The organism is Haloarcula rubra, from assembly GCF_019599465.1.
Classification (GTDB): domain Archaea; phylum Halobacteriota; class Halobacteria; order Halobacteriales; family Haloarculaceae; genus Haloarcula; species Haloarcula rubra.
The window spans coordinates 124,525-145,758 of sequence record NZ_RKLR01000002.1 but is presented as its reverse complement, the minus strand read 5'-3'; the positions used below and the strand labels follow the sequence as shown (position 1 = coordinate 145,758).

Here is a 21,234-nt window from a genome sequence, read left to right as displayed (position 1 = left end):
TTTGCAATAGAACTGAGGAACGAGTGCATGAGACTGAAGGACTACGACAACGACGACGGTAAGCGAGTGTGGCTGTCCGACGACGAACTGAAGCGATTCATCGAGCAGGCCGAGACGCCTCACCAGCGACTGGCCTTCTTGCTCGCCGGCCGGGTCGGACTCCGGCGCTCGGAAATCATCGAGGTGTGCCCGCAAGACCTCGTCGACGGACCGACCGGCGACCACATCCGCGTCTGGGAGAGCTACGCGAAACGCGACAAGTACCGAGAGCCGCCCGTGCCGAAGGAGGTCGTCACCATCGCGGAGACGCTGGCGTTCCAGCAGGACAACGATGAGCCGCTTCTCGACGTCGCTGGGTCGACCGTCTACCGCTGGGTCCGGCGCGCCGCCGACGCCCTCGAAGACGAAACGGGAGACGAGGGGTGGCAGTATCTCGACGTCCACGACCTTCGGCGGACGTGGGGCACGTACCTACTGGAGCAGGGCGTGATTCCGTCGGTCGTGATGGCCTTCGGCGGGTGGGAGGACTGGGACACGTTCAGAAAACACTACCTCGGGGAGTTCAGCCCGGAAGCGATTCGTCGGGAGCGTGGGAAAGTCGACTTCCTCGAGGGCGGCGACGAGGACACCGAGGTGGTCCACCCGGGAACCATGCCGGCGTCGACGCCACACTCGGCAGACTGAATCCATTTGCGAGGTTGCGACATCCTTTTTGGCAAGTAATTGGATATATCAGTGTGACCGAAACAACACGCCGGAATACCATTCTCAGTATTGCTGCTATGCTTCTGTCGGGATGTACGGGAGTTCTTAGCGAATCCGATACACCCACAGAGACGACAACACCCGCACCAGTTCCTGAATCAACCCCTACACAGACGCCTACACCTACGCAGACACCTACTTCTACACCAACACAGACAGAGACGCCAACTCCAGAACCGCGAACCATTGTTGACGAAACTGTAACTGTACCGCTCGGTGAGTGGGAAGCGTGGGAGTTTGAGTTATCTCGCGAACGGCACCTGCACCTTACAACGACTGTCCGCTCAGGCCCTGAAGTCGATGTTTTCGTAGCCCGCCCGGAAGAATACGAGCATTATACCGAAGGCGACCGTTTCCGTGCGTATACTGCAATCAGTCAAAGAGGGACTATCGGTGAGTCGACTGATGCAGAACTTGGCCCAGACACGCTATTCTTGTTCGTTGACCACACTTCTTCAGGGCCTACAGAACCAGCAGACGATTCGGAACTAGTCGAGATAACAGTCGAACTGATTGCGGAGTAGATTCAGCCGCGAAGAACGGGCATTATTGCTATCCTTAGAGACGAACCCGAAACGTCACCCCTGACTCTATCCAGCCGGGCGGCGTCGCGTACCGGTCCTCGAAGACCTTGCTGGGCGTCGGCCGTGGGCAGTGTCTCGCGTCAAGTTCGCCCTTCAGATACAGGATGCCCTCGGTCGTCAGGTCGTACAGATCGCCGCCGATGGGTGCGACCAGACCAGCGTACTGGAGCCACTTGCACCGGTCCCGAATATGGCCCGATGAGACGCTGAAACCACGTTCACGGGCGAGGATACCCGGCGACGCAAACCCGTTCTCGCGTATCCATTCCATGATACGCTCGTCTACCTGATTCATCCACGAAGCGGATTTTCGCTGTGTCATTACACCTGCTCGTGGTTCCCGCTCGCGCTGGGGCCGTCGTCTGCGTGCGACTCGACTTCGTCTGGTGCGTCCTCAGAGGTGTCTATCTCGCCGTCTAAGTACCGCTCTCCGCGGTCGGTAATGATGTAGACTCCGTTTCCAAGATGCTGGAGTAGCCCGTACTCGACCAGTTTCTTGCAACGTTGGTGAATGTACTGTCTGGAGTACCTAACAACACCACTGTTGGCCATCGCGGTTGGGCGACCAGATTCGTTTTCACGGATATATTCCAGAATCCGGTCATCAGCGAGTACCATCCAGTCGCCCGAGTAGCGCATAAACAAACAATTAAGACGAGCGTTCTTATTGTCCTCGATTGTCTGATTATCTAGACATTAACGTATCAGAGCGAACGTCGTAAACTATATTTGACTCTGGTTAATTAACAACTAACGCAATGCCACGAAGAAGCCTATCGGTAACCATCTCGATTCCGATGGAGATGGACGAACAAATCGGTAAAGAAGCTGAGAAACACGGAATGACGTACTCTAAGTACGTTCGTCAAGCTCTGCGAGAGAGTATGGGGACGCCCTTCGACTGCGACGAGACTGTTTTGTGCGTCGACGAGAACGGCGAGAATCGCCGAAGTGAGGGGGCCGCGTAAACTATGTCCAGTAGTCCAGCCCCCGAGTCTGACGACGGTAGCGACGAGCAAAAGCATGGCGACAACGCGGAGGACGGCCCATGAACGGTGCCTTTCGAGCGCGGCCCGTCGCCGTTGTCCGCGACGGCGACCGCGTGGCCGCTGGTGCGCTGATGCCGGGCGGCAACGTCGTCGTCCAGTGGAACCGTCAGGCGTTCCCTGAGGGCGAACGGACGGACAACCTGACGTTCTCCCACTACGCACACATCAGCGACGCCGAGCAGGCCACGGGCGGCACCGTTATCGTGAACCCCGGAGACGGCCCGATTTTGCTGGGCGAAGTGGACGACGAGAGTGACGGGGACGGCGACGCAGAGGGAGGTGAGAAGTGATGCGCGACCCGGATCCAGAAAACCTCCGACAGTCGGAGCATCCGGCGATGGTCGAAGTCGTCGGTCAGGGCGGTGTGTTCGCCGCCGACGCGACGCTGAAGGACAACGGCTGGCTTCGTGTGAAGCACTGGGACAGCAGTGTTGTCTACCTGCCGCCGCGCCGCGTCGACGCCGTGAAACGCATCATGACGGAAAGGCGCGAGGGCGGCCCTGACGAGCCGCATTCGGTTCGGTACATCGCCGAAGACGACTACCTCGCGCTGGCGAAGGAGTGGACGGCCGACGACACGGACGCCGACGCCGAGGCCGCCGAGCCGGTGGTCGGTGATGACTGACGACCCTCTCACATACACTGTCAAGCTGAAGCGCGGCGACGATACCCAGAAGTGCAAGGTCACTGCCCCGGATATAGAGACGCTGACCGAGCGGGTCGATGCCGTCCGCGAGAAGATGGCCGACTGGGCCGGCGACTATCGCCAAATCCAGCCTGACGATAGTCCCCGAGTCGCTGACGACCAGAGCGAACTGGGGGAGATCGAGGCGTGACAGGCCCGCCCGACCTGTCTATCTCAGACGCCGTCAGCCGGTGGCTGGACAAGCGGAGCGGCGAGATGCGGGAAGCGACGATCAGCACTTACCACTACCAGCTAAAACTGTTCGTCGACTGGTGCGCCGAGAACGACATTCAGCAGTGCTCGGACCTGACCGCGTGGGACCTCGATACCTACGAGACACACAGACGCCAGACCGCCGCGCAGGTTACGGTGGCGAAGGAACTCGGCACCCTCCAGCGGTGGCTGAAGTGGGCTGAGGGCGTCGGTCTACTCGAGGACGGTCTGGCCGACGCCGTCGAGCGACCGCGGATGCCAGACGACCCGAGCGACGACACGAAGCTCGCCCCCGAAGTGGGGACAACACTGCTTGCGTCCTATCGCGGTTCCGCCGACCACGCATCGCGCAGTCATACGCTGTTGGAGCTGCTCTGGACTATCGGCGCTCGTGTCGGGGGTATCCGCTCCCTCGATCTCCAAGACTTCGACGCCGAGGGCCAGTATATACAGTTCGTCAACCGGCCTGACACCGATACCCCGCTGAAGAAGGGTAGCAAGGGCGAGCGGGTCGTCGGTCTGACCGACACTGTCACCGAGGTGGTCGCCGAGTACATCGACGAGCACCGGATACCGCTTCAGGACGACTACGGCAGGACTCCGCTCTTTACGTCGCAGCGGGGACGCCCTGTTGCGAATACCCTTCGGACTTGGACCTACGCCGCTACCCAGCCGTGCCACCACAGGCCGTGTCCCCACGGGAAGGAGCGGCCGACTTGTGAGTGGACGAGCTACACGTCGTCGTCACAGTGTCCGTCGTCGCGGTCGCCGCATCAGGTCCGTACTGGCGCTATCACGTGGATGCGTCATCAGGGCGTCCCTCGTGATGTCGTCAAGGACCGCGCGAACGCTTCTGAGCGGGTGATAGAACAGCACTACGACAAGAGCGACCCCGTCACCGAGATGGAAGAACGGCGGCGTCAGTACACGGAGAATCTGGAGATCGAAGAATGAACCCAACAAAAACAACCGCAAGACAGCAGTACGACGATAGACTCGCAAAGACTCTGGGCGATCCCACTTCTTCGCGACCGACACTGCGAGCATCGCAGCCACAGCTCCCGGCGACAGAGGCGACGTCGTATCGGCGCCGACGGCGTGGGCCGCGTAAACGTGGGGCACAGAACTTACTTATCGATGATTACATAATCGGGTATGGCAACCGAGGACGCCGACGGGACCTGGTCGGTCCGCGAACTCGACCTCGACCGACCCGACGACGACACGTACCGCGACCTGGCAGCGGACCTGCGCTCGCGCGTGACGGGTGAGGTAGAGTTCGACGAGTACGCCCGGGTCCTCTACGCGACGGACGGGAGCATCTACCGCGCCGAGCCGGCCGGCGTCGTGTACCCGACCGACGTCGCCGACGTCCGGGCGGCCGTCGAGGTCGCGACGAGCCACGGCGTCCCCGTCCTCCCGCGCGGGACCGGGTCGTCGCTCGCGGGTCAGGCCGTCGGGCCGGGGTGTGTCGTCGTCGACGTCTCTCGGCACATGACCGACGTCCTCGAGGTGCGCCCCGAGGACAAGCGGGTCCGCGTCCAGCCCGGCGTCGTGCAGGACGACCTCGACGACGCCCTGAGCGAGTACGGGCTGAAGTTCGCGCCGGACCCGGCCTCCTCGAACCGCGCGACGATAGGCGGTGGCATCGGGAACAACTCCACCGGCGCCCACTCGGTCAGGTACGGCATCACCGACGCCTACACCGAGTCGGTGACGGCCGTCCTCGCCGACGGGTCGGTCGTCGAGGCCCGCGAGGTGGTCGTCGACTCCCCGGAGTGGGACGACATCGTCTCGAAGGACGACCGCGAGGCCGAGATATACCGGACCGTCCGGGAGGTGGTGACCGAACACGCCGACGAGATAGCGGCCCGCTATCCCGACCTCAAGCGTCGTGTCTCGGGGTACAACCTCGACCGGGTCGTCTACGAGAACGACGACGGCGACCGGGTGATGAACCTCGCGAAACTGTTCGTCGGCGCCGAGGGGACGCTCGGGGTCGTCGTCGAGGCGGAACTCTCGCTCGTGACGGTGCCCGAGGAGACGGCGCTGGCGCTGTACTGCTTCGACGACCTCGAGGCGGCGATGGCGGCGGTGCCGGTCGCGTTAGAGTACGACGTCAGCGCCGTCGAGCTGATGGACGACGACCTGTTCCGGCTGGCGGCGGACTCGGACGGCTACGCCGAGTACGTCGAGCCCATCCCCGACCGGGCCGCCGCCGCGCTCATGCTGGAGTACGACTCGGAGCTCCACGACGACTTCGCGGCGGCCATCGAGCGCACGACCGACCGGTTCGTCGAGGCGGGCGAGGCCTTCGCGGTCGTCGAGGCCTACACCGACGCGGACCAGGCGGCCCTCTGGAAGCTCCGGAAGGCGGCCATCCCGCTGTTGATGTCCATGGACGGCGACCCCAAACCGTACCCGTTCATCGAGGACGCGACGGTCCCGCCCGACGAACTCGCCGAGTACGTCGGGAAGTTCGAGGCCGTCCTCGACGACCACGACACCTCCGCGTCGTACTTCGCCCACGCGGGGTCGGGGACGCTCCACATCCGGCCGATACTGAACCTGAAGACGGAATCGGGCGTCGCGGCCATGCACTCCATCAGCGAGGACGTGACCGACCTCGTCCTCGACCACCACGGCTCGTTCTCTGGCGAGCACGGCGACGGGATGGCCCGCACCGAGTTCAACCCCAAGATGTACGGCGAGGACCTCTGGCACGCGTTCAAGCGGGTCAAGACGGCCTTCGACCCGGAGTGGTGGCTCCACCCGGGGAACGTCGTCTACCGGGACGGACCCGAGGACCCGGGCCCGGACACCGACCGCGGCGTCGGCGCGGACATGCGCGACCACCTCCGGTACGGCCCCGACTACCAGTCGCTGGAGCCACAGACCACCCTCGACTTCGAGAGCGAGGGCGGCTTCTCGCACCTCGTGGAGCTGTGCAACGGCTGTGGCACCTGCCGCCAGACCGACCAGGACGTGATGTGTCCGACCTACCGGGCCTCCCGGGAGGAGGTCCAGACGACCCGCGGGCGGGCGAACCTGCTCCGGGCGGCCATCAGCGGCGACCTCCCCGAAGAGGAACGCCACTCCGAGCGCTTCCAGGCCGAGGTGCTGGACCTCTGTATCGGCTGTAAGGGCTGCAAGAGCGACTGCCCGACCGGCGTCGACATGGCGAAGCTCAAGGCCGAACTGACCCACCAGCACCATCAGGAGGCGGGAGTCGGCCTCCGGGAGCGCCTCTTCGCCAACATCGACACGGTGTCGCGACTCGGGTCGGCGCTGGCCCCGCTGTCGAACTGGGCGACCGAACTCCCCGGGGCGCGGCGTCTCATGCAGACACTGCTCGGCATCGCGCCCGAGCGCGACCTGCCGCCGTTCCGCCGGGAGACGCTGCAGGACTGGATGCGTGCGCGGGGCGGGTCGACCGTCTCGCGGGCCGACGCCGCCCGCCGGGTCCTGCTGTTCCCCGACACGTACACGAACTACTCCTACCCGGCGGCGGGGAAGGCGGCTGTCGAGACGCTCGAGGCCGCGGGCTGTCACGTCGCCGTCCCCGACGACACCGCCCCGTCCGGGCGCGCGGCGTTCTCGACCGGGCTCCTCGACCGGGCGCGGGAACGAGCGCGGGCGAACACGGACGCGCTCGCCGACCGGATCGCCGACGGCTGGGACGTGGTGTTCGTCGAGCCCTCCGACGCGGTGATGGTCCAGGACGAGTACCGCGACCTGCTCGACGGGCCCGCGGTCGAACGGCTGGCCGACGGCGCCTACGGGGTCATGGAGTACCTCGACACCTACCGACTGGACGAGGACCTCCCGGTCGCGGACCGCTCGCACGGCGCGGCCGGGGCAGTGAGCTACCACGGTCACTGCAACCAGAAGGGGGTCAACGCCGACCACCACGCCGTCGGGGTCATGCGCCGGGTCGGGTACGCGGTCGACCCGCTGGACACGACCTGCTGTGGGATGGCCGGGAGTTTCGGCTACCACGACGAGCACTACGACCTCTCGCAGACCATCGGCGGTCTCCTGTTCGAGAAGGTCGCCGACAGCGACGCCGACCGCGTCGTCGCCCCCGGTGGCTCCTGTCGGTCGCAACTGGGCGACCGCCCCGACGCCGACGACGTCCCGCCCCACCCCATCGAGGTCGTCGCCGAGCGCCTCTGAGGGCGTCGGCACGCTCCGCAAGGCGGTCGTCGAGCACGACGCGGAGGCCGCCGACCGAACCTTCTTGCTGGCCCCAGTCGTTTCGCCGACATGCCCGATTACGCAGACTCCCACTGGCTCCGGGGGCACCTCCGGGGCGTGCTCGACCACTACTACCCGACCTGTGTCGACGAGACCCACGGCGGGTTCGTCGCGCAACTCGACGCCGACACCGGCGAGGTGTACGACCCCGACGCGAAGCACCTCGTCGCGGCGGCGCGGTTCACCCGGAACTTCGCGCTGGCCAGCGAGGTGCTCGGCGAGGTCAAGTGGCGCGAGGCGGCCGAACGCGGCGTCGAGTTCCTGCACAAGCGCTTCCGGGACGCCGAACGTGGCGGCTACCACTGGCTGCTCGACGGCACGACGCCGACGGATTCGCGGCGGGTCTGCTACGGCCACGCCTTCGTCGTCCTCGCGTACGCTCGCGCGGCCGACGCGGGTGTCCAGAACGCCGGGAAGTACTTAGACCAGACGTGGGACCTGCTGGACGAGCGGTTCTTCGAACCCGAGCACGGCCTCTACCGGAGCGGGTGGGACGCCGACTGGCGCGAGGCCGACCCCTACCGCGGGCAGAACGCCAACATGCACGCCTGCGAGGCGGCGCTGGTCGCCTACGAGGTCACCGGCCACCAGCGCTACCTCGACCGTGCCGCCACCGTCGCGAAACGGCTCTGTGTCGACCTCTCGACCGGCGACGGTCGCCTCTGGGAACACTTCGAGACCGACTGGACGCCCGACTTCGACTACAACCGCGACGACCCAGCCCACCAGTTCCGGCCGTGGGGGTACCAGCCCGGCCACCACATCGAGTGGGCGAAACTCCTCGCCGTGCTCGACCGGCATCTGGACGCCCGGTGGCCCGGTCAGCGCGCGCCCGAACTGTTCGAGACGGCACTGGACGGGTGGGACGACGACAGCGGTGGTTTCTACTACACGCTGGACGAGGACGGCGACCCGGTCGTCGACGACAAGTACAGTTGGGAGGTCGCGGAAGGCATCGGCGCCGCGGCGGCACTCGCCGAACGGACCGACGACGACTGGTACCGCGAGTGGTACGACCGGTTCTGGGACTACGCGCTCGACACCGTGGTCGCGCCCACCGGCGGGTGGTACGAACGGGTCAGCCCCGAGAACGACCCATACCCGACCGGCGACGACCCCGTGGTCGAACCCGGCTACCACCCCATCGGCGCGTGTTACGAGAGTCTTCGGAGCCTCGGCGAGTGACCGCCCCACCCCTTCGATTCGGCGTCGCACCGACCGCTGTCTCCGGGTCCGAGGACCGGCCCGACCACTTTCACTAACCTTTGCGAACCTTCTTAGGCCAGTGGGCGTAACGTCTGTGCACTCAGATGGCGACCGCCGAGAACACCGAACTCATCGACCGCTTCGAGGAGTTCTACCGCAACTACTACCGAAACGAAATCGGTGAGCTCGCCCAGAAATACCCGAACGACCAGAAGTCGCTGTACGTCGACTGGCAGGACCTCTACCGGTTCGACCCCGACCTCGCCGACGACTACCGGACGAAACCCGAGCAACTGCAGGAGTACGCCGAGGAGGCCCTTCGCCTCTACGACCTCCCGGTGGACGTCTCGCTCGGACAGGCCCACGTCCGCGTTCGGAACCTCCCCGAGTCCGAGGACATCCGGGACATCCGCCACGAACACCACGGCAACCTCATCTCCGTGCAGGGCATCGTCCGGAAGGCGACGGACGTCCGTCCGAAGGTCCTCACTGCCGCCTTCGAGTGCCAGCGCTGTGGCACCCTCACCCGTATCCCACAGGCCGCCGGCGACTTCCAGGAACCCCACGAGTGTCAGGGCTGTGAGCGACAGGGCCCGTTCCGCCTGAACACCGACCAGTCCGAGTTCATCGACGCCCAGAAGATTCGGGTCCAGGAGTCCCCGGAGGGCCTTCGCGGGGGGGAGACGCCCCAGTCTATCGACATCAACATCGAGGACGACATCACGGGGAAGGTCACCGCCGGCGACCACGTCCGCGCGACCGGTATCCTCAAACTCGACCAGCAAGGGTCGGACCAGGACAAGTCCCCGATGTTCGACATCTACATGGACGGCGTCAGCATCGTCATCGAGGACGAGCAGTTCGAGGACATGGAGATAACCGACGCCGACAAGAAGGAGATCGTCGAACTCTCCAACGAACCCGACATCTACGACCAGATGGTCGGAGCCATCGCGCCCTCCATCTACGGCTACGAGAAGGAGAAACTCGCGATGATGCTCCAGCTGTTCTCGGGGGTGACGAAGGACCTTCCTGACGGTTCGCGTATACGTGGAGACCTCCACATGCTGTTGATAGGAGACCCTGGAACCGGCAAATCCCAGATGTTATCATATATTCGAGAGATTGCACCTCGGTCCGTCTACACCTCCGGGAAGGGGTCCAGTTCAGCAGGGCTGACCGCAGCAGCCGTCCGGGACGACTTCGGCGACGGTCAGCAGTGGACGCTCGAAGCGGGGGCACTCGTCCTCGCGGACCAGGGTATCGCCGCCGTCGACGAGTTGGACAAGATGAGCCCCGAGGACCGCTCGGCGATGCACGAGGCCTTAGAACAGCAGCGCATCAGCGTCTCGAAGGCGGGCATCAACGCCACGCTCAAGTCGCGCTGTTCGCTGCTGGGCGCGGCGAACCCGAAGTACGGCCGGTTCGACCAGTACGAACCCATCGGCGAGCAGATAGACTTAGAACCCGCGCTCATCTCCCGGTTCGACCTCATCTTCACCGTCACCGACAAGCCGGACGAAGAGGCCGACCGTAACCTCGCGGAACACATCATCCAGACGAACTACGCGGGCGAACTCCACACCCACCGCACGCAGAACCCGACCTCGAACTTCTCCGAGGAGGAGGTCGACACCGTCACCGACGAGGTGGCGCCGACCATCGAACCGGACCTCCTGCGGAAGTACGTCGCCTACGCGAAACGGAACTGTTTCCCGACGATGACCGAGGAGGCGAAGACGGTCATCGAGGACTTCTACGTCGACCTGCGTCTGAAGGGTCAGGACGACGACGCGCCGGTGCCAGTGACCGCCCGGAAACTCGAAGCGCTGGTCCGCCTGGCCGAGGCCTCTGCCCGCATCCGCCTCTCCGACACCGTCGAGGAGACGGACGCCGACCGGGCGGTCGACATCGCTCACTACTGTCTGAAGGAGATCGGCGTCGACCCCGAGACGGGCGAGTTCGACGCCGACGTGGTCGAGACCGGCACCTCGAAGAGCCAGCGCGACCGCATCCAGAACATCCGGGGCATCATCGCCGACATCGAGGACGAGTACGACGAGGGCGCGCCCATCGACGTCGTCGTCGAACGCGCCGAGGAGGTCGGTATCGACGAGTCGAAGGCCGAACACGAGATAGAGAAGCTCAAACAGAAAGGCGAGGTGTACGAACCGCGCACCGACCACCTCCGGACGACGTAGATGGACCGCATCTCAGCCCTACGCAACGTCGAGGAGGCGCTGGCCGCCTTCGAGGCCGGCGAGTGCTCGCTCTCCGATCTCGAAACCGACGTCCGCAGCGTGTTGCGAACCTACGCCGCCGACTTCGAGGGCGAGATGCGGGCCTATCGGGCCAGCGGCGACGGACCGGCGGACGGCCTCGTCGTCCTCGCCGCCTCGGCACCCGAGGCCCGAGAGCGAGTCGCGGACCTCGTCGACGACTCGGTGACGTTCTCGGTATCGGCGGTCGACTGAGCGGCCCGGCGACGACCCGACAGATCACTATGTGTGACCTACCAGACGCGCTCGTGGACGCCGGGACGACCCTGCTGTGTCGCCCGTCGACCCCCGGCGAGCGTGGCCACGTCGGGAGCGAGACCTGTCTCGACCTGTTGGCCTCCGCGGGGTCGGACTCGACGGTCGTCGTGGTGACCTGTACTCGTTCCCCGGCAGCGTGTCTCGACGTGTACCCCCACGCCGTCGGGGCGGACGACACCCCCTCGCTGACCGTCCTCGCCGTCGGCGACGCGTCTACGGCGGCCGACCCGTCGCTTCCGGGTGTCGACGTCGACACCGTCTCGGCGCCCAGCGACCTGACCTGTCTCGGCATCACGCTGAGTCAGTCGCTGTCGTCGGCCGACGACGTCGTCCTCTGTTTCGACTCGTTGACCGCGCTGCTCGAGCACGTCGCCGAGGAGACGGTGTACGAGTTCCTCCACGCCGTCCTCGGGCAACTCGACGCGGCCGACGCCGACGCACACGTCCATCTCGACCCGACCGCGCACGACCGCCAGACGGTCGACAAACTGGCGCCGCTGTTCGACACCGTCGTCGAGGAGTGCCGAGATGGCGGCCGAACGGTTCGGACGCGGAAGTTTTCTGAATCTAGATAGCATAAAATTTTAGCCGAAGCGAGACCGAAATACGAAAGTGCTGTTGGTCGTGGCCCACTCCCGCCCTGCCCGCCGTGACCTGCGCAACGTCTGTCGAGCGCACGAGGACTGCGTCGTCAGGCAGTTCGGCCGGGCGGCGCTGCTGTCGTGGACGGAGTTCGCCGCGTTTCAGGCCCTCCGCCTCTACGAGAAACACGGTATCGACGTCCAGCTAGAGCGTGTCGTGCCGTTCGAACCCGCCGACGCGCCCGACGACGTACGGGCGGCGGCACGCGCTTACGAGGACCGCGACGCGCCCTCGACGCCGTACGCGCGGTTCGCGTCGGGCCGGGACCTACCCGCCCCCGACGAGATGCGGGGGACCGACCTGTGAGGCTCACCGTCCGAGGGACGACCTACGAGGGCCGGGCCGTCGACCTCCGGGGTCTGGGGGTCGACGGTGCGACGCTCGCGGCGGCCGTGCGCGGCGACTGCTGTCTCCCCGCCGTCGCGCCCACGGCGCCGTCGTCTGTGTACGACTACTGCGGTCACGTCCACCCGGAGATGGGGCTTCGGACCCGGACGGCCCTCGCCGCCGCTGGCCGCTCCCACGGCTACGAGACGCCTCACGACGACGCGATAGCCGACCGCCGCGAGCGACTGGCGTCGCTGGACCCCGACGAACCGTCGTTGCCGCCGGCCCGGGACCGAGTCCCGCAGTCGACGCTCGCCGACCTGCGGGAGACGGCCGCCACCGAGCGCGGTCGACTGACCGCTCGGGAGGCCCTCGACGGCGACACCGACGCCGCCGAGCAGGCGGTCCGGGAGGCCACCCGGACGCTCAGCGAACGGGAGACCGAGCGCGCCGCCGCCGAGGAGAGCCGACGGCGTCGTCGCGAACTGGCACGGGCGTACCGGGACCGGATGGCCGAGCGGCGCCGACTCGCCGACGCCCTCGCGAACCGTCGACGCGACGCCCGCGAGTGTCTCGTAGACCGCCTCCGTGACCGGTACGCCGCGGCGCTCGACGCCGTCCCGGGGCCAGCGCCCACCGACCCGTTCGAGGCACCGCCCGTGACGGCCGCGCTGGCCGTCCTCCGCGTCGCCAGAACCGAGGCCCCGGTCGTCCTCGAAACTGCCCGGTTTCCGGACCCGGCGACGGCCGCGGACACCCTCGATGCCCCGATTATCCGGTGCTGAGATTTAAACCCGAACGGGCGACCACGTCTGGCCATGGTTACGCTCGACTGCACGACCAGTCACCACGACGAGGTGACGCTGGTCACGCTCCGCCTGCGGGACCTCGACGCGCCGACTCGGGTGACCGTCCGTAACTGCCTCGACGGCCCGGTGTGGCCACCACGCCGCGAGGGACTCCCGGTCACTGGCTGGACCGAGGCGGGGTTCGAAGGTGTCGTCGGCCCCGGCGACCACGCGCTCGGCTACGCGACGCCGGCGTCGCCGGCCGACCCGCCGGCGGTCCTCGACGACGTGACGCCGGCGCCGGACGCCGACGGCACGCCCTCCGAGAGCGCCACCGACGTGGTCCGCGACCTCGGCGACCCGTCGCCGCCCGCTGACGCCGTTCCGGCCGGTGCAGCGACGACCGACGCGGAGTCCCGTGACACCGATGCCGACCCGTCTGAATCGGCCCCCGCGACACCCCGGTCCCGGGCCGACGGTCGGACGCCAGCGGTGGTCGAACCGTGGCTGGAGGCGATGACTGCCCGGGTCGAGGTGGCGGAGTCGCTGGCCGACGCCGACACGCTCCCGGCGGCGACGGCAGCGGTTCGCGAGGCCGGCGGACTGGCCGAGGTGCGGGCGCTCGCCGCGTCCGGGGCGGCCGACGAACGACGGCTCAGAGAGGTCGCGCGACGCGCGGAGACGCTCGCCAACCGCCGTGCCGCCGCCACCGTCCCGGTCGAGACGCTGGCTCGCATCGCATGATTCTGGCCGTCACCGGCGGGAAGGGCGGCGTCGGGAAGTCGACGGTCGCGTACAACCTCGCGGCCGAACTCGACGGCGTGGTCGTCGACGGCGACCTCGCGATGGCGGACCTGCCGGCCGGCCACGGCCCGGACCTCCACGACGTCCTCGCGGGCCGAGCGACCGTCCACGAGGCGGTTCGTCCCGACGGGCCGGTGACGACCGTGCCCTGCGGGCGGACGCTCGCGGGGGCCCGAGCGGCCGACCCGCGAGCACTGACCGACGCGCTGGCAACGCTCGACCGGACCTACCGCTGGGTCGTCGTGGACTCGCCGGCCGGCCTGCGCGCCGACGTCGGACTCCCCCTCACGGTCGCCGATGCGGCGGTGGTGGTGACGACGCCGTCGACGGCCGCTATTGCCGACGCGCTCCGGGTGCGCGAACTCGCCCGCGAACTGGACGCCGGGCTCTGTCGCGTCGTCCTCAACCGAACCGGGTCGGACCCGGCGACGCGACCGGTCGCCGACCGATTCGGTGCTCCTGTCGTCACGATACCCGACAGCGACGCGCTTGCGACGGCCCAGCGCCACGGCGTCCCGGTTCGGCAGACTGCGCCGGACTCGCGTGCGCGTGGCGCCTTCGAAGAACTCGCGGCGGCCGTCTACGACTGTAGCTCTGTGTAGGTCCCCCGGAGCGTCACCGGCGTCACGTCGCCCACCTCGGCCGCTTCGGCCTGTGTCAGCGCGACGCCCCGTTCCTGTGCCGCCGTGTAGAGACACGCCGCGGCGACGCCGGCAGGGTTGCGCCCGCCGACGATGTTCCGGTCGCGGGCCTCCGTGACCAACTCCTCCGCGCGACTGCGAACGCCCTCCGAGAGGTCCAGTTCCGTCGCGAACCGGGGGACGTACTCGCGGGGGTCGATGGGTCCCGTCGGTAGACCGAGGTCACGGTTGAGCGCGTCGTACGCGGCCCGGAGTTCGTCCGGGTCGGCGCGGGCCGCGCGACACAGCTCTTCGACGGTCCGGGCGACGCCCTCCGTCCGGCAGGTGGCGTACACCGCGGCGGCGGCGAACCCCTCCAGCGACCGCCCCTGCAGCAGGTCCTCGTTCTGCGCCGACTCGAAGAGGACACAGGCCCGGTCACGGATGGCGTCGGAGAGACCGAGCGACCCGACGACGCGCCGAATCTCGGTGAACGCGTATATCTGATTACGCTCGCGTTTGGAACTGACCTGTGCGCGACGGTGTTCGCGGCGGAGCCGGGCCATCTGCCGGCGCTTCCGACCCTTGAGCCGCGTCGAGCGGCCGATGTCCGTCGAGAGGCCACGGTCGTGGCGCGACCGGGTCAGCGGCGCACCGGTCCGGGCCCGCTGGATGTCGTCGTCGGCGAAACTGCGCCACTCCGGCCCCCGGTCGATGGTGTCCTCGCCAACGACCAGTCCGCAGCGGTCACACACCGTCTCCGTGCCGTCCTGTCGGAGTGCACCGTCGCACTCGGGGCACCCCGTCGTAGTCGTGCTCATCGTAGTTCGAGCTACGGCCGGGTGGCGGGTTAAAAAACCGATGGAAGCGCCCGTCTGCGGGCGGTTTCGGGCGCTACTACCGACCGGTCACCGGTAGGTACGTGAGCGACCGCTCGCGTCGACGGCGACCCGAGACACCATCCTTAAATTACGGGACGATAATCGTTGTACCAATGGGGTTGGCAGACATCGCCGCAGGCGTCGAGGTGACCGAGCGGCAACGCGACTGTGGGGTGGCAGCCGTCGACGACACCGACGCGCCACTGGCCGAGCGGTTGGGGCCGTTCGCCGAGGCGTTGCCGTGTTCGGCCGAGGCGGCGGCGACGGTGGTCGAGTCGTACGCCGCCGGTAACGCCGTCGACGACTGCGGGCACGCGGCGGGCGTCCCGCCGGTGACCGCGGCGAAGACGCTCCACCTCCTCGGCGAGCAGGTGTCCCCGCTCGGACCGCGTGGCCGCGATATCGTCCGGGACTGGCTCTCGGGGACGCTCTCACGGGGCGACGCTCGGACGCTCGCCGACGTCGGCGAGCGCACGTTCGCGCTGGCGGCCTACGTCGAGAGCCACGACCCGGTTCCGGCGGCCCGCGACGCCGTCGAGGGGGCGCTGTCGACGCCCGACGCAGACCCGCTTGCGGAGACCCACAGCGACGTCGACGACCTGCTGTGAGCGGCGTCGAACCGGGCGACGTACCGTACTCGGGGTGACTGGACCACACTTAACACGTCCGAACGTGAACCCGCGCCCATGTCGGCATCGGAACTGGCTGCGGCGGTCACACGGGCGCTCGACGTGGACCCCGAGGCGTTCCACGCGAACGCGCGCGAGGAGGCCGAACAGCTCAAAGAGGAGGTCCGGTCGGGAACGTTCGACAACACGGAGGCCATCGTCGGGATGGAGCTGGAGCTGTACGCCGTCGACGACCAGACCGACGCCCTCCGGCGAGTTCCCCGACAGTTGCTCGAACTCATCGGCTTCGAGAAGGAACTCGGACTCCACAACGCGGAGATGCAGACCAGCCCACAGCCACTGAACTCCCACGGACTGGCGGCCCAGCGCGACGAACTGAAGGCGTCGCTGATGCCGGCCCAACAGCGACTCGGGACCGAGGGGATTCGACTCGTCTCCGACGGGATGTGGACGGTGCCGCCGAACGGCGAGACGGCCGAGGGCTACCTCTGTGACGCCGTCTCCGAGGACGGCGTTCGCATCGGGACCAACATGTCCGACGCGGTGCGGTACCACACGATGGCCAACACCGACTACCCCTCGGCGTTCGAACTCGACGCGCCACACGTCTCCCTGCAGGCGGAGACGGTGATGCCCGAGGCGCTCATCACCTCCATCCAACCGCACTACCAGATTCCCCACGCGCCGGACCTCCCCGAGTACTTCAGCTACGCCCTCCGCGTCGCCGCGCCGCTGCTCGCACTCGGTGTCAACGCTCCCTTCTTCCCGCCGGACCTCTACGACGACGCGCCGGCCGAGGAGATACTCGACGACGCCTATATGGAGCACCGCATCGGCGTCTTCGAGTCCGTCCTCAACCCGCCCGAGGACGACCCGACGCCGCCGAAGGTGTGTTTCCCGCCGGATTTCGACACCGTCGAGGACGCCATCGACGACATCGTCGCCGACGACACCATCGTCCCGATGGACGTCCAATCCGGCACCCGCTTCGACGACGCGTTCGTCCACCTCCGGCACAAACACGGCTCGTACTGGCGGTGGATTCGCCCGGTGTTCGAGGGGGCGACCCGCTCTGCGGCCAACGCCCGCATCGAGTTCCGGCCGCTGCCGGCCCAACCGACCGTCGACGACGCCATCGCCTTCGAGGCGCTGTTCGCGGGTCTGATGGAGAGTCTGCCGCGACTCGAACACCCCATCCAGTCGCTGGACTGGGAGACGGCCAAAGAGAACTTCTACGCGGCCACGCGCGACGGACTGCGGGCCGACATCGAGTGGATAACGGCCGACGGCGCGACCACGACGTCGACGGACGAACTGTACGGCGAACTGTTCGAACACGCCCGCGAGGGCCTCGAACAGCGCGGGCTCTCCGCCGAGGAGGCCCACGCGTACATCCGCCCGCTCCGCGAACGGGTCGACCGTCGACTCACGCCGGCCCGCTGGAAACACGACTACGTCCGCCGGCGCGTCGAGGAACACGTCCCGCTGCCGGAGGCCATCTGGGGGATGCAGTCCACCTACATCCACCGGCAGAAGGAGACGCTACTCGACGGGAGTTTCGTCGACTGGTTCGAGTGACCCGAGCGCCGACTACACCGCCGACTCGACGTAGTCGACCGCTTCGGCGGCCGTCTCGACGTGTTCGATGCCGTCGACGCCATCGACCGTGTGTGTCCCCAGTCCGGCGACCGGCCGTCCCATGTCGAGCGCGTGACCCAGCTCCGAGAGCGTCCCGGTGCCGCCGTCGACGGCGACGACCGCCGCGCCGTTCATGACGACGAGGACGTTGCGGGCGCTGCCCATCCCGGTGGCGACGACGGTGTCGACGTAGTCGTTGGCCGCCGCCCGGTGTTCGCCCGGGAGGATGCCGATAGTGTGGCCGCCGGTCTCGCTGGCACCCTTACAGACCGCTTCCATGACGCCGGTCAGGCCGCCACAGACGACCTCGTGGCCCTGTTCGCCGAGCAACCGCCCGACTGTCCGTGCCTGTCGGTACTGTTCGTCTGTCACGCTGGACCCGCCGATGACGGAGACGCGCATAGCGATGCTTCGGCGGGCAGTGAGAAAAGGTGTCGCCGGGCTAGAGCTGGTCGAGCCAGTCCCGTGCGCGGGACTCGGTCGTCTCGGCGATGTCCGCGAGTTCGGCGGCGTCGTACCCCGCGAGGTCGCCGACGGTCTCGACGCCGGCGGCGCGCAGGCGGTCGGCGTAGGTCGGGCCGATGCCCGAGACGGTCTCGACGTCGGCGCCGGCCTCGGTGCCGAACTCCTCGGCCTCGACGGCGTCGTCGGCCGCGTCGTCTTCGGTCGCGTCGACGACGTCGTCGGCGACCTCTTCGACGGCTTCGGCGGCCGTCTCGCCGGGGGACTCGACCTCGATGTCGACCTCGTCGGACGGGTTGCGCTCGCTGTACCACTCGGCCACCTCGGGCCAGAGGTCCGCGTGCGTCGAGGAGGACACCGACAGGCCGATGTGACCCGTCGAGAACTCGATGGTCTTCGTGTCCTCGCTCGGGATGACGTCGGTGAACGGCTTCGAGGCCTCCGGCGGGATGAGGTGGTCGTACTCGCCCATGAGCTGGAGGACGGGCATGTCGATGTTCTCGAGGTCGACGTGCTTGCCGTCGAGTTCCAGTTCGTTCTTGTAGAGCTTGTTGTCCTGATAGACGTCCTCGAGGAACTGGACGTAGGCGTCGCCGGCGACGTCGATGCCGTCACCGAGCCACTTCTCCATCCGGCCGAAGTTCTCGACGAACGATTCGTTCTCTAAGTTCTCGGCGAGGCGGATGTACTTCGAGACGTAGTTGTCGACGGGGTCCATCAGCGCGAAGCCGATGTCGAGCATATCTGCGGGGACGTTGCCGAACGTGTCGACGACGTCCTGGGGGTCGTAGTACTCGTCGGAGCCCCACTCTTCGAGCACACCGCCGGTCTGGTCGAAACAGAGGCCGGCGGCCATCAGGCCGAGCGTGTTGACCTTCTCCTCGTGGAGGGCGGTGTACATCACCGACATCGTACCGCCCATACAGTACCCGAGGATGTTGATGGCGTCCTGCCCGGAGCGCTCGCGGACCACGTCGACGCAGTTGTCCATGTAGCGGTTGACGTAGTCGTCCAGCGTCAGGTGCTGGTCGAGCCGCGAGGGCTCGTTCCAGTCGATGAGGTAGACGTCGTGGCCGGCCTCGAGCAGGCGCCGGACCACCGACCGCTCCTCCTGCAGGTCGAGGATGTACGGGCGGTTGATGAGCGCGTAGACGATGAGGATGGGCACCGCTTCCTTGTCCTCTTCGGCCACCTCGATGCCGGCAGCCTCGGCGTCGTAGTGGAGGAGTTCGAGCTTGTTCTCCTCGTAGACGACCTCCGAGGGGGTCTGACCGACCTCGACGGACTCCATCAGTTCGAGCCGTTCGTCGGCGACCTGACTCGTCTCGGCGGCCTCGGACATCGACTCTATCGTCTTCGTCTGCCAGTCGAGCGCAGCCTTGAACGGATTGAATGGGTTACTGGACATGGCTTACTCCTCGAGGTGTTCGAGGACCCGGTCGAGCTTCTCCTCGACGGCGTGCTGGCGGCGTTCGACCTCGACGAGTCGCTCTGCGACCTCGTCCATGTCGTCGCGGGTCGGGAATCCCATCTGGGCGATGGCGTCCTGGTTGAGTTCGTCGGCCTCCTGTTGCATCTCCATCATCGACTCGACGAGCTGGCCGTTGGCCGCGGCGAACGCCGACGTGCCCATCACGTGCTTGAACGCCTCGTTGGCCGACTGGAGCCAGATGTCGCGGAACTCGGCGGGGTCGACGTCCTCGCCCTGCGCGGCCTCGGTCGAGCGCTCGACCATCTGCTCGGCCGCGTTGACCCACTCCTCGTAGGCCGCGTTGTAGCCTTGCAGTCCCTCGGAGAGTTCGTCTTCCTCCGGGATGGAGTCTTCTACGGCGTCGGCCCACGACTCGACGAAGGCCGCTTGGGCCTTCATGTTCTGTTCCATCGAGTCGGCGACGGCGTCGTTCATCTGTTCGACCATCTCCGCCCATTCGTCTTGCATCTGGTTCGTATCGCTCATAATTGTAGTCTAAGTGTATCTCGCGCGCTCGCGCACAAAAAACGGCTGGTTCGTTACGCTTCGACGGCGTCAGCGGCCTGCGCCTGCACTTCTTCGACCTGCTCCTGCATCTCCTCGACCTGCTCCTGGACCTCTTCGAGCTGGTCACCGAACTGCTCGGCGACCTCGACGGACTGGGACTCGAGTTCCTCGTGGGCCTCGACGAGGAGCTGGACCTGCTCGTCGACGGCGTCGACGTAGTCGGCGGTCAGCTCGTCGTAGGACTCGACGCCTTCGACGAGTTCGCTCTCGAGGTTGTCGAACACTTCGGCGTGGTTCTCGAGCAGGAAGTCGTACTGCTCGTCGACGGCCTGACGGACCTCGTCGACGGTGCCGGCCATGCCGGGGACCGTACTCTCGACGGCGTCGAGGTAGCTGTGGAAGACGGTCTTCGAGAGCTCGACACCGCGGCGCTGGGCCGACTCCTGCGTGTCGAGGCTGTCGATGACGGCCTCGTTGACGTTCTGCTGGAACGAGACGGTCTGTTCGAGGGCCTTCTGGCTCTGTTCGATGGACGCGCGCTGCATTTCGAAAGCGGTCGTGACGGGGGTTGTGTAGTCTACCATTGTTGTATTACTCGCTGTTGTTGTTGCTGACCGGGAGGACGACTGTCTGGACGATATCGCCTTCTTCGATTCCGAGCGCTTCACGCTCGGCGTCGGGGATGCTGATTCGTCCGCCGCTCTGGACGCGGGTCTTGAACGTCGCCATCTGACTCATCGCGCCGAGCTGATTCATATCGAAGCTCGGCATGCCGCCGCTCGCGAACATCTGCTTCATCAGCTGCTGCTGCTGTTCCATCGCGTTCTCGCTCGCCTGCTGCATCCCCTTGAACATCGGGGGCCACATCAGACCATCGTCCTCTTCGGCCATCTGTACTACTCACTACACTGTTCAGTGACTTAAAACTTCCCCCGATTTACCATCTGATACCATTGAGTACCATTGAATGGTGCGAGGTGATGAGAGATGGTGAGCGACGCGTTCGCCGCCGTTGGAGTCGTCATCGAGCCGCCATTACGCCGTTGTCGGTCGGTAGAAGCCGTCTCGTGGCCATCGAGGACGAAATAACACCAAGATTTAATAGCCGGACCGCTAAATACGACCCATCGATGAGTTCTGAATCACATCGGAATCCGCTGCTCGATACG

At 66.6% G+C, this 21,234-nt stretch carries 24 protein-coding genes; 16 read left to right on the top strand and 8 right to left on the bottom strand.

From position 1 onward, the window contains the following. Positions 1–27: 27 nt before the first annotated feature. Positions 28–684, top strand: coding sequence for a site-specific integrase (locus EGH21_RS05380; protein WP_220617459.1), 657 nt, complete (start codon positions 28–30; stop codon positions 682–684). 639 nt (positions 685–1,323) lie between these two features. On the opposite strand, the gene EGH21_RS05375 is transcribed toward EGH21_RS05380, so the two are convergent. Next, complete coding sequence (locus tag EGH21_RS05375) at positions 1,324–1,644, bottom strand: hypothetical protein (protein ID WP_236035426.1); 321 nt, start codon at positions 1,642–1,644, stop codon at positions 1,324–1,326. Positions 1,645–1,670: 26 nt separating this feature from the next. Next, positions 1,671–1,988, bottom strand: a complete 318-nt coding sequence (locus tag EGH21_RS05370; protein WP_220617457.1) for a MarR family transcriptional regulator — start codon at positions 1,986–1,988, stop codon at positions 1,671–1,673. A gap of 409 nt (positions 1,989–2,397) precedes the next feature. Between EGH21_RS05370 and EGH21_RS05365 the strand changes: the two genes are divergently transcribed. The 13 genes from EGH21_RS05365 to EGH21_RS05305 all read left to right on the top strand — a co-directional run bounded on the left by EGH21_RS05365 (position 2,398) and on the right by EGH21_RS05305 (position 14,459). Further along, positions 2,398–2,688, top strand: a complete 291-nt coding sequence (locus EGH21_RS05365; protein ID WP_220617456.1) for a hypothetical protein — start codon at positions 2,398–2,400, stop codon at positions 2,686–2,688. After that, positions 2,688–3,023 carry a hypothetical protein gene (locus EGH21_RS05360; protein ID WP_220617455.1) on the top strand — a complete coding sequence of 112 codons (336 nt, stop codon included), beginning with the start codon at positions 2,688–2,690 and terminating at the stop codon, positions 3,021–3,023. The genes EGH21_RS05365 and EGH21_RS05360 overlap by 1 nt, the downstream gene beginning before the upstream one ends. Continuing rightward, a complete protein-coding gene (locus tag EGH21_RS05355; protein ID WP_220617454.1) occupies positions 3,016–3,234 on the top strand; it encodes a DUF7389 domain-containing protein in 219 nt (72 codons plus the stop codon). Before EGH21_RS05360 ends, EGH21_RS05355 begins: the two co-directional genes overlap by 8 nt. Then, entirely contained in the window at positions 3,231–4,250 is a 1,020-nt protein-coding gene (locus tag EGH21_RS05350; protein ID WP_220617453.1) for a tyrosine-type recombinase/integrase, read from the top strand. Before EGH21_RS05355 ends, EGH21_RS05350 begins: the two co-directional genes overlap by 4 nt. A 201-nt stretch (positions 4,251–4,451) precedes the next feature. Further along, positions 4,452–7,472: an FAD-binding and (Fe-S)-binding domain-containing protein gene (locus EGH21_RS05345; protein WP_220617452.1), complete on the top strand. Its 3,021-nt coding sequence runs from the start codon at positions 4,452–4,454 to the stop codon at positions 7,470–7,472. A 90-nt stretch (positions 7,473–7,562) separates the two neighbouring features. Then, positions 7,563–8,738 carry an AGE family epimerase/isomerase gene (locus EGH21_RS05340; RefSeq protein ID WP_220617451.1) on the top strand — a complete coding sequence of 392 codons (1,176 nt, stop codon included), beginning with the start codon at positions 7,563–7,565 and terminating at the stop codon, positions 8,736–8,738. 125 nt (positions 8,739–8,863) lie between these two features. Then, a complete protein-coding gene (locus EGH21_RS05335; protein ID WP_220617450.1) occupies positions 8,864–10,960 on the top strand; it encodes a minichromosome maintenance protein MCM in 2,097 nt (698 codons plus the stop codon). Beyond that, positions 10,961–11,233: a DUF7854 family protein gene (locus EGH21_RS05330; RefSeq protein WP_220617449.1), complete on the top strand. Its 273-nt coding sequence runs from the start codon at positions 10,961–10,963 to the stop codon at positions 11,231–11,233. A 29-nt stretch (positions 11,234–11,262) separates the two neighbouring features. Next, on the top strand, positions 11,263–11,871 hold the full coding sequence (locus EGH21_RS05325; protein ID WP_220617448.1) for a DUF7504 family protein: 609 nt from the start codon (positions 11,263–11,265) through the stop codon (positions 11,869–11,871). 37 nt (positions 11,872–11,908) lie between these two features. Then, positions 11,909–12,244 carry a DUF7855 family protein gene (locus EGH21_RS05320; protein ID WP_220617447.1) on the top strand — a complete coding sequence of 112 codons (336 nt, stop codon included), beginning with the start codon at positions 11,909–11,911 and terminating at the stop codon, positions 12,242–12,244. Then, positions 12,241–13,050, top strand: coding sequence for a DUF7856 family protein (locus tag EGH21_RS05315; protein ID WP_220617446.1), 810 nt, complete (start codon positions 12,241–12,243; stop codon positions 13,048–13,050). The genes EGH21_RS05320 and EGH21_RS05315 overlap by 4 nt, the downstream gene beginning before the upstream one ends. 33 nt (positions 13,051–13,083) lie before the next feature. Then, complete coding sequence (locus EGH21_RS05310; protein WP_220617445.1) at positions 13,084–13,797, top strand: DUF7857 domain-containing protein; 714 nt, start codon at positions 13,084–13,086, stop codon at positions 13,795–13,797. Next, complete coding sequence (locus EGH21_RS05305; protein ID WP_220617444.1) at positions 13,794–14,459, top strand: MinD/ParA family ATP-binding protein; 666 nt, start codon at positions 13,794–13,796, stop codon at positions 14,457–14,459. Before EGH21_RS05310 ends, EGH21_RS05305 begins: the two co-directional genes overlap by 4 nt. Here the strand turns inward: EGH21_RS05305 and EGH21_RS05300 are convergent. Continuing rightward, complete coding sequence (locus EGH21_RS05300; RefSeq protein ID WP_220617443.1) at positions 14,438–15,298, bottom strand: transcription initiation factor IIB; 861 nt, start codon at positions 15,296–15,298, stop codon at positions 14,438–14,440. The two genes, EGH21_RS05305 and EGH21_RS05300, sit on opposite strands and share 22 nt — an antisense overlap. Before the next feature lie 173 nt (positions 15,299–15,471). On the opposite strand from EGH21_RS05300, the gene EGH21_RS05295 reads away from it, so the two are divergent. After that, positions 15,472–15,966 (top strand): DUF7858 family protein, encoded by a 495-nt coding sequence (locus tag EGH21_RS05295; RefSeq protein ID WP_220617442.1) that lies wholly within the window; start codon positions 15,472–15,474, stop codon positions 15,964–15,966. 78 nt (positions 15,967–16,044) lie between these two features. Then, complete coding sequence (locus EGH21_RS05290; protein WP_220617441.1) at positions 16,045–17,565, top strand: glutamate-cysteine ligase family protein; 1,521 nt, start codon at positions 16,045–16,047, stop codon at positions 17,563–17,565. Positions 17,566–17,577: 12 nt separating this feature from the next. Here the strand turns inward: EGH21_RS05290 and EGH21_RS05285 are convergent, their stop codons facing one another. The 5 genes from EGH21_RS05285 to EGH21_RS05265 are packed head-to-tail and all read right to left on the bottom strand — an operon-like array spanning position 17,578 to position 20,956. After that, positions 17,578–18,027 carry a TIGR00725 family protein gene (locus EGH21_RS05285; RefSeq protein ID WP_220617440.1) on the bottom strand — a complete coding sequence of 150 codons (450 nt, stop codon included), beginning with the start codon at positions 18,025–18,027 and terminating at the stop codon, positions 17,578–17,580. Positions 18,028–18,067: 40 nt separating this feature from the next. Further along, positions 18,068–19,495, bottom strand: coding sequence for a poly(3-hydroxyalkanoate) polymerase subunit PhaC (gene phaC, locus EGH21_RS05280; RefSeq protein WP_220617439.1), 1,428 nt, complete (start codon positions 19,493–19,495; stop codon positions 18,068–18,070). Positions 19,496–19,498: 3 nt separating this feature from the next. Then, positions 19,499–20,044, bottom strand: a complete 546-nt coding sequence (locus EGH21_RS05275) for a poly(R)-hydroxyalkanoic acid synthase subunit PhaE (protein WP_220617438.1) — start codon at positions 20,042–20,044, stop codon at positions 19,499–19,501. A 53-nt stretch (positions 20,045–20,097) separates the two neighbouring features. After that, the gene (locus tag EGH21_RS05270; RefSeq protein ID WP_220617437.1) at positions 20,098–20,649 is read right to left on the bottom strand and encodes a hypothetical protein; all 552 of its coding nucleotides are present in this window, start codon (positions 20,647–20,649) and stop codon (positions 20,098–20,100) included. A gap of 7 nt (positions 20,650–20,656) precedes the next feature. After that, positions 20,657–20,956: an AbrB/MazE/SpoVT family DNA-binding domain-containing protein gene (locus tag EGH21_RS05265; RefSeq protein WP_220617436.1), complete on the bottom strand. Its 300-nt coding sequence runs from the start codon at positions 20,954–20,956 to the stop codon at positions 20,657–20,659. Between the last annotated feature and the right edge of the window lie 278 nt (positions 20,957–21,234).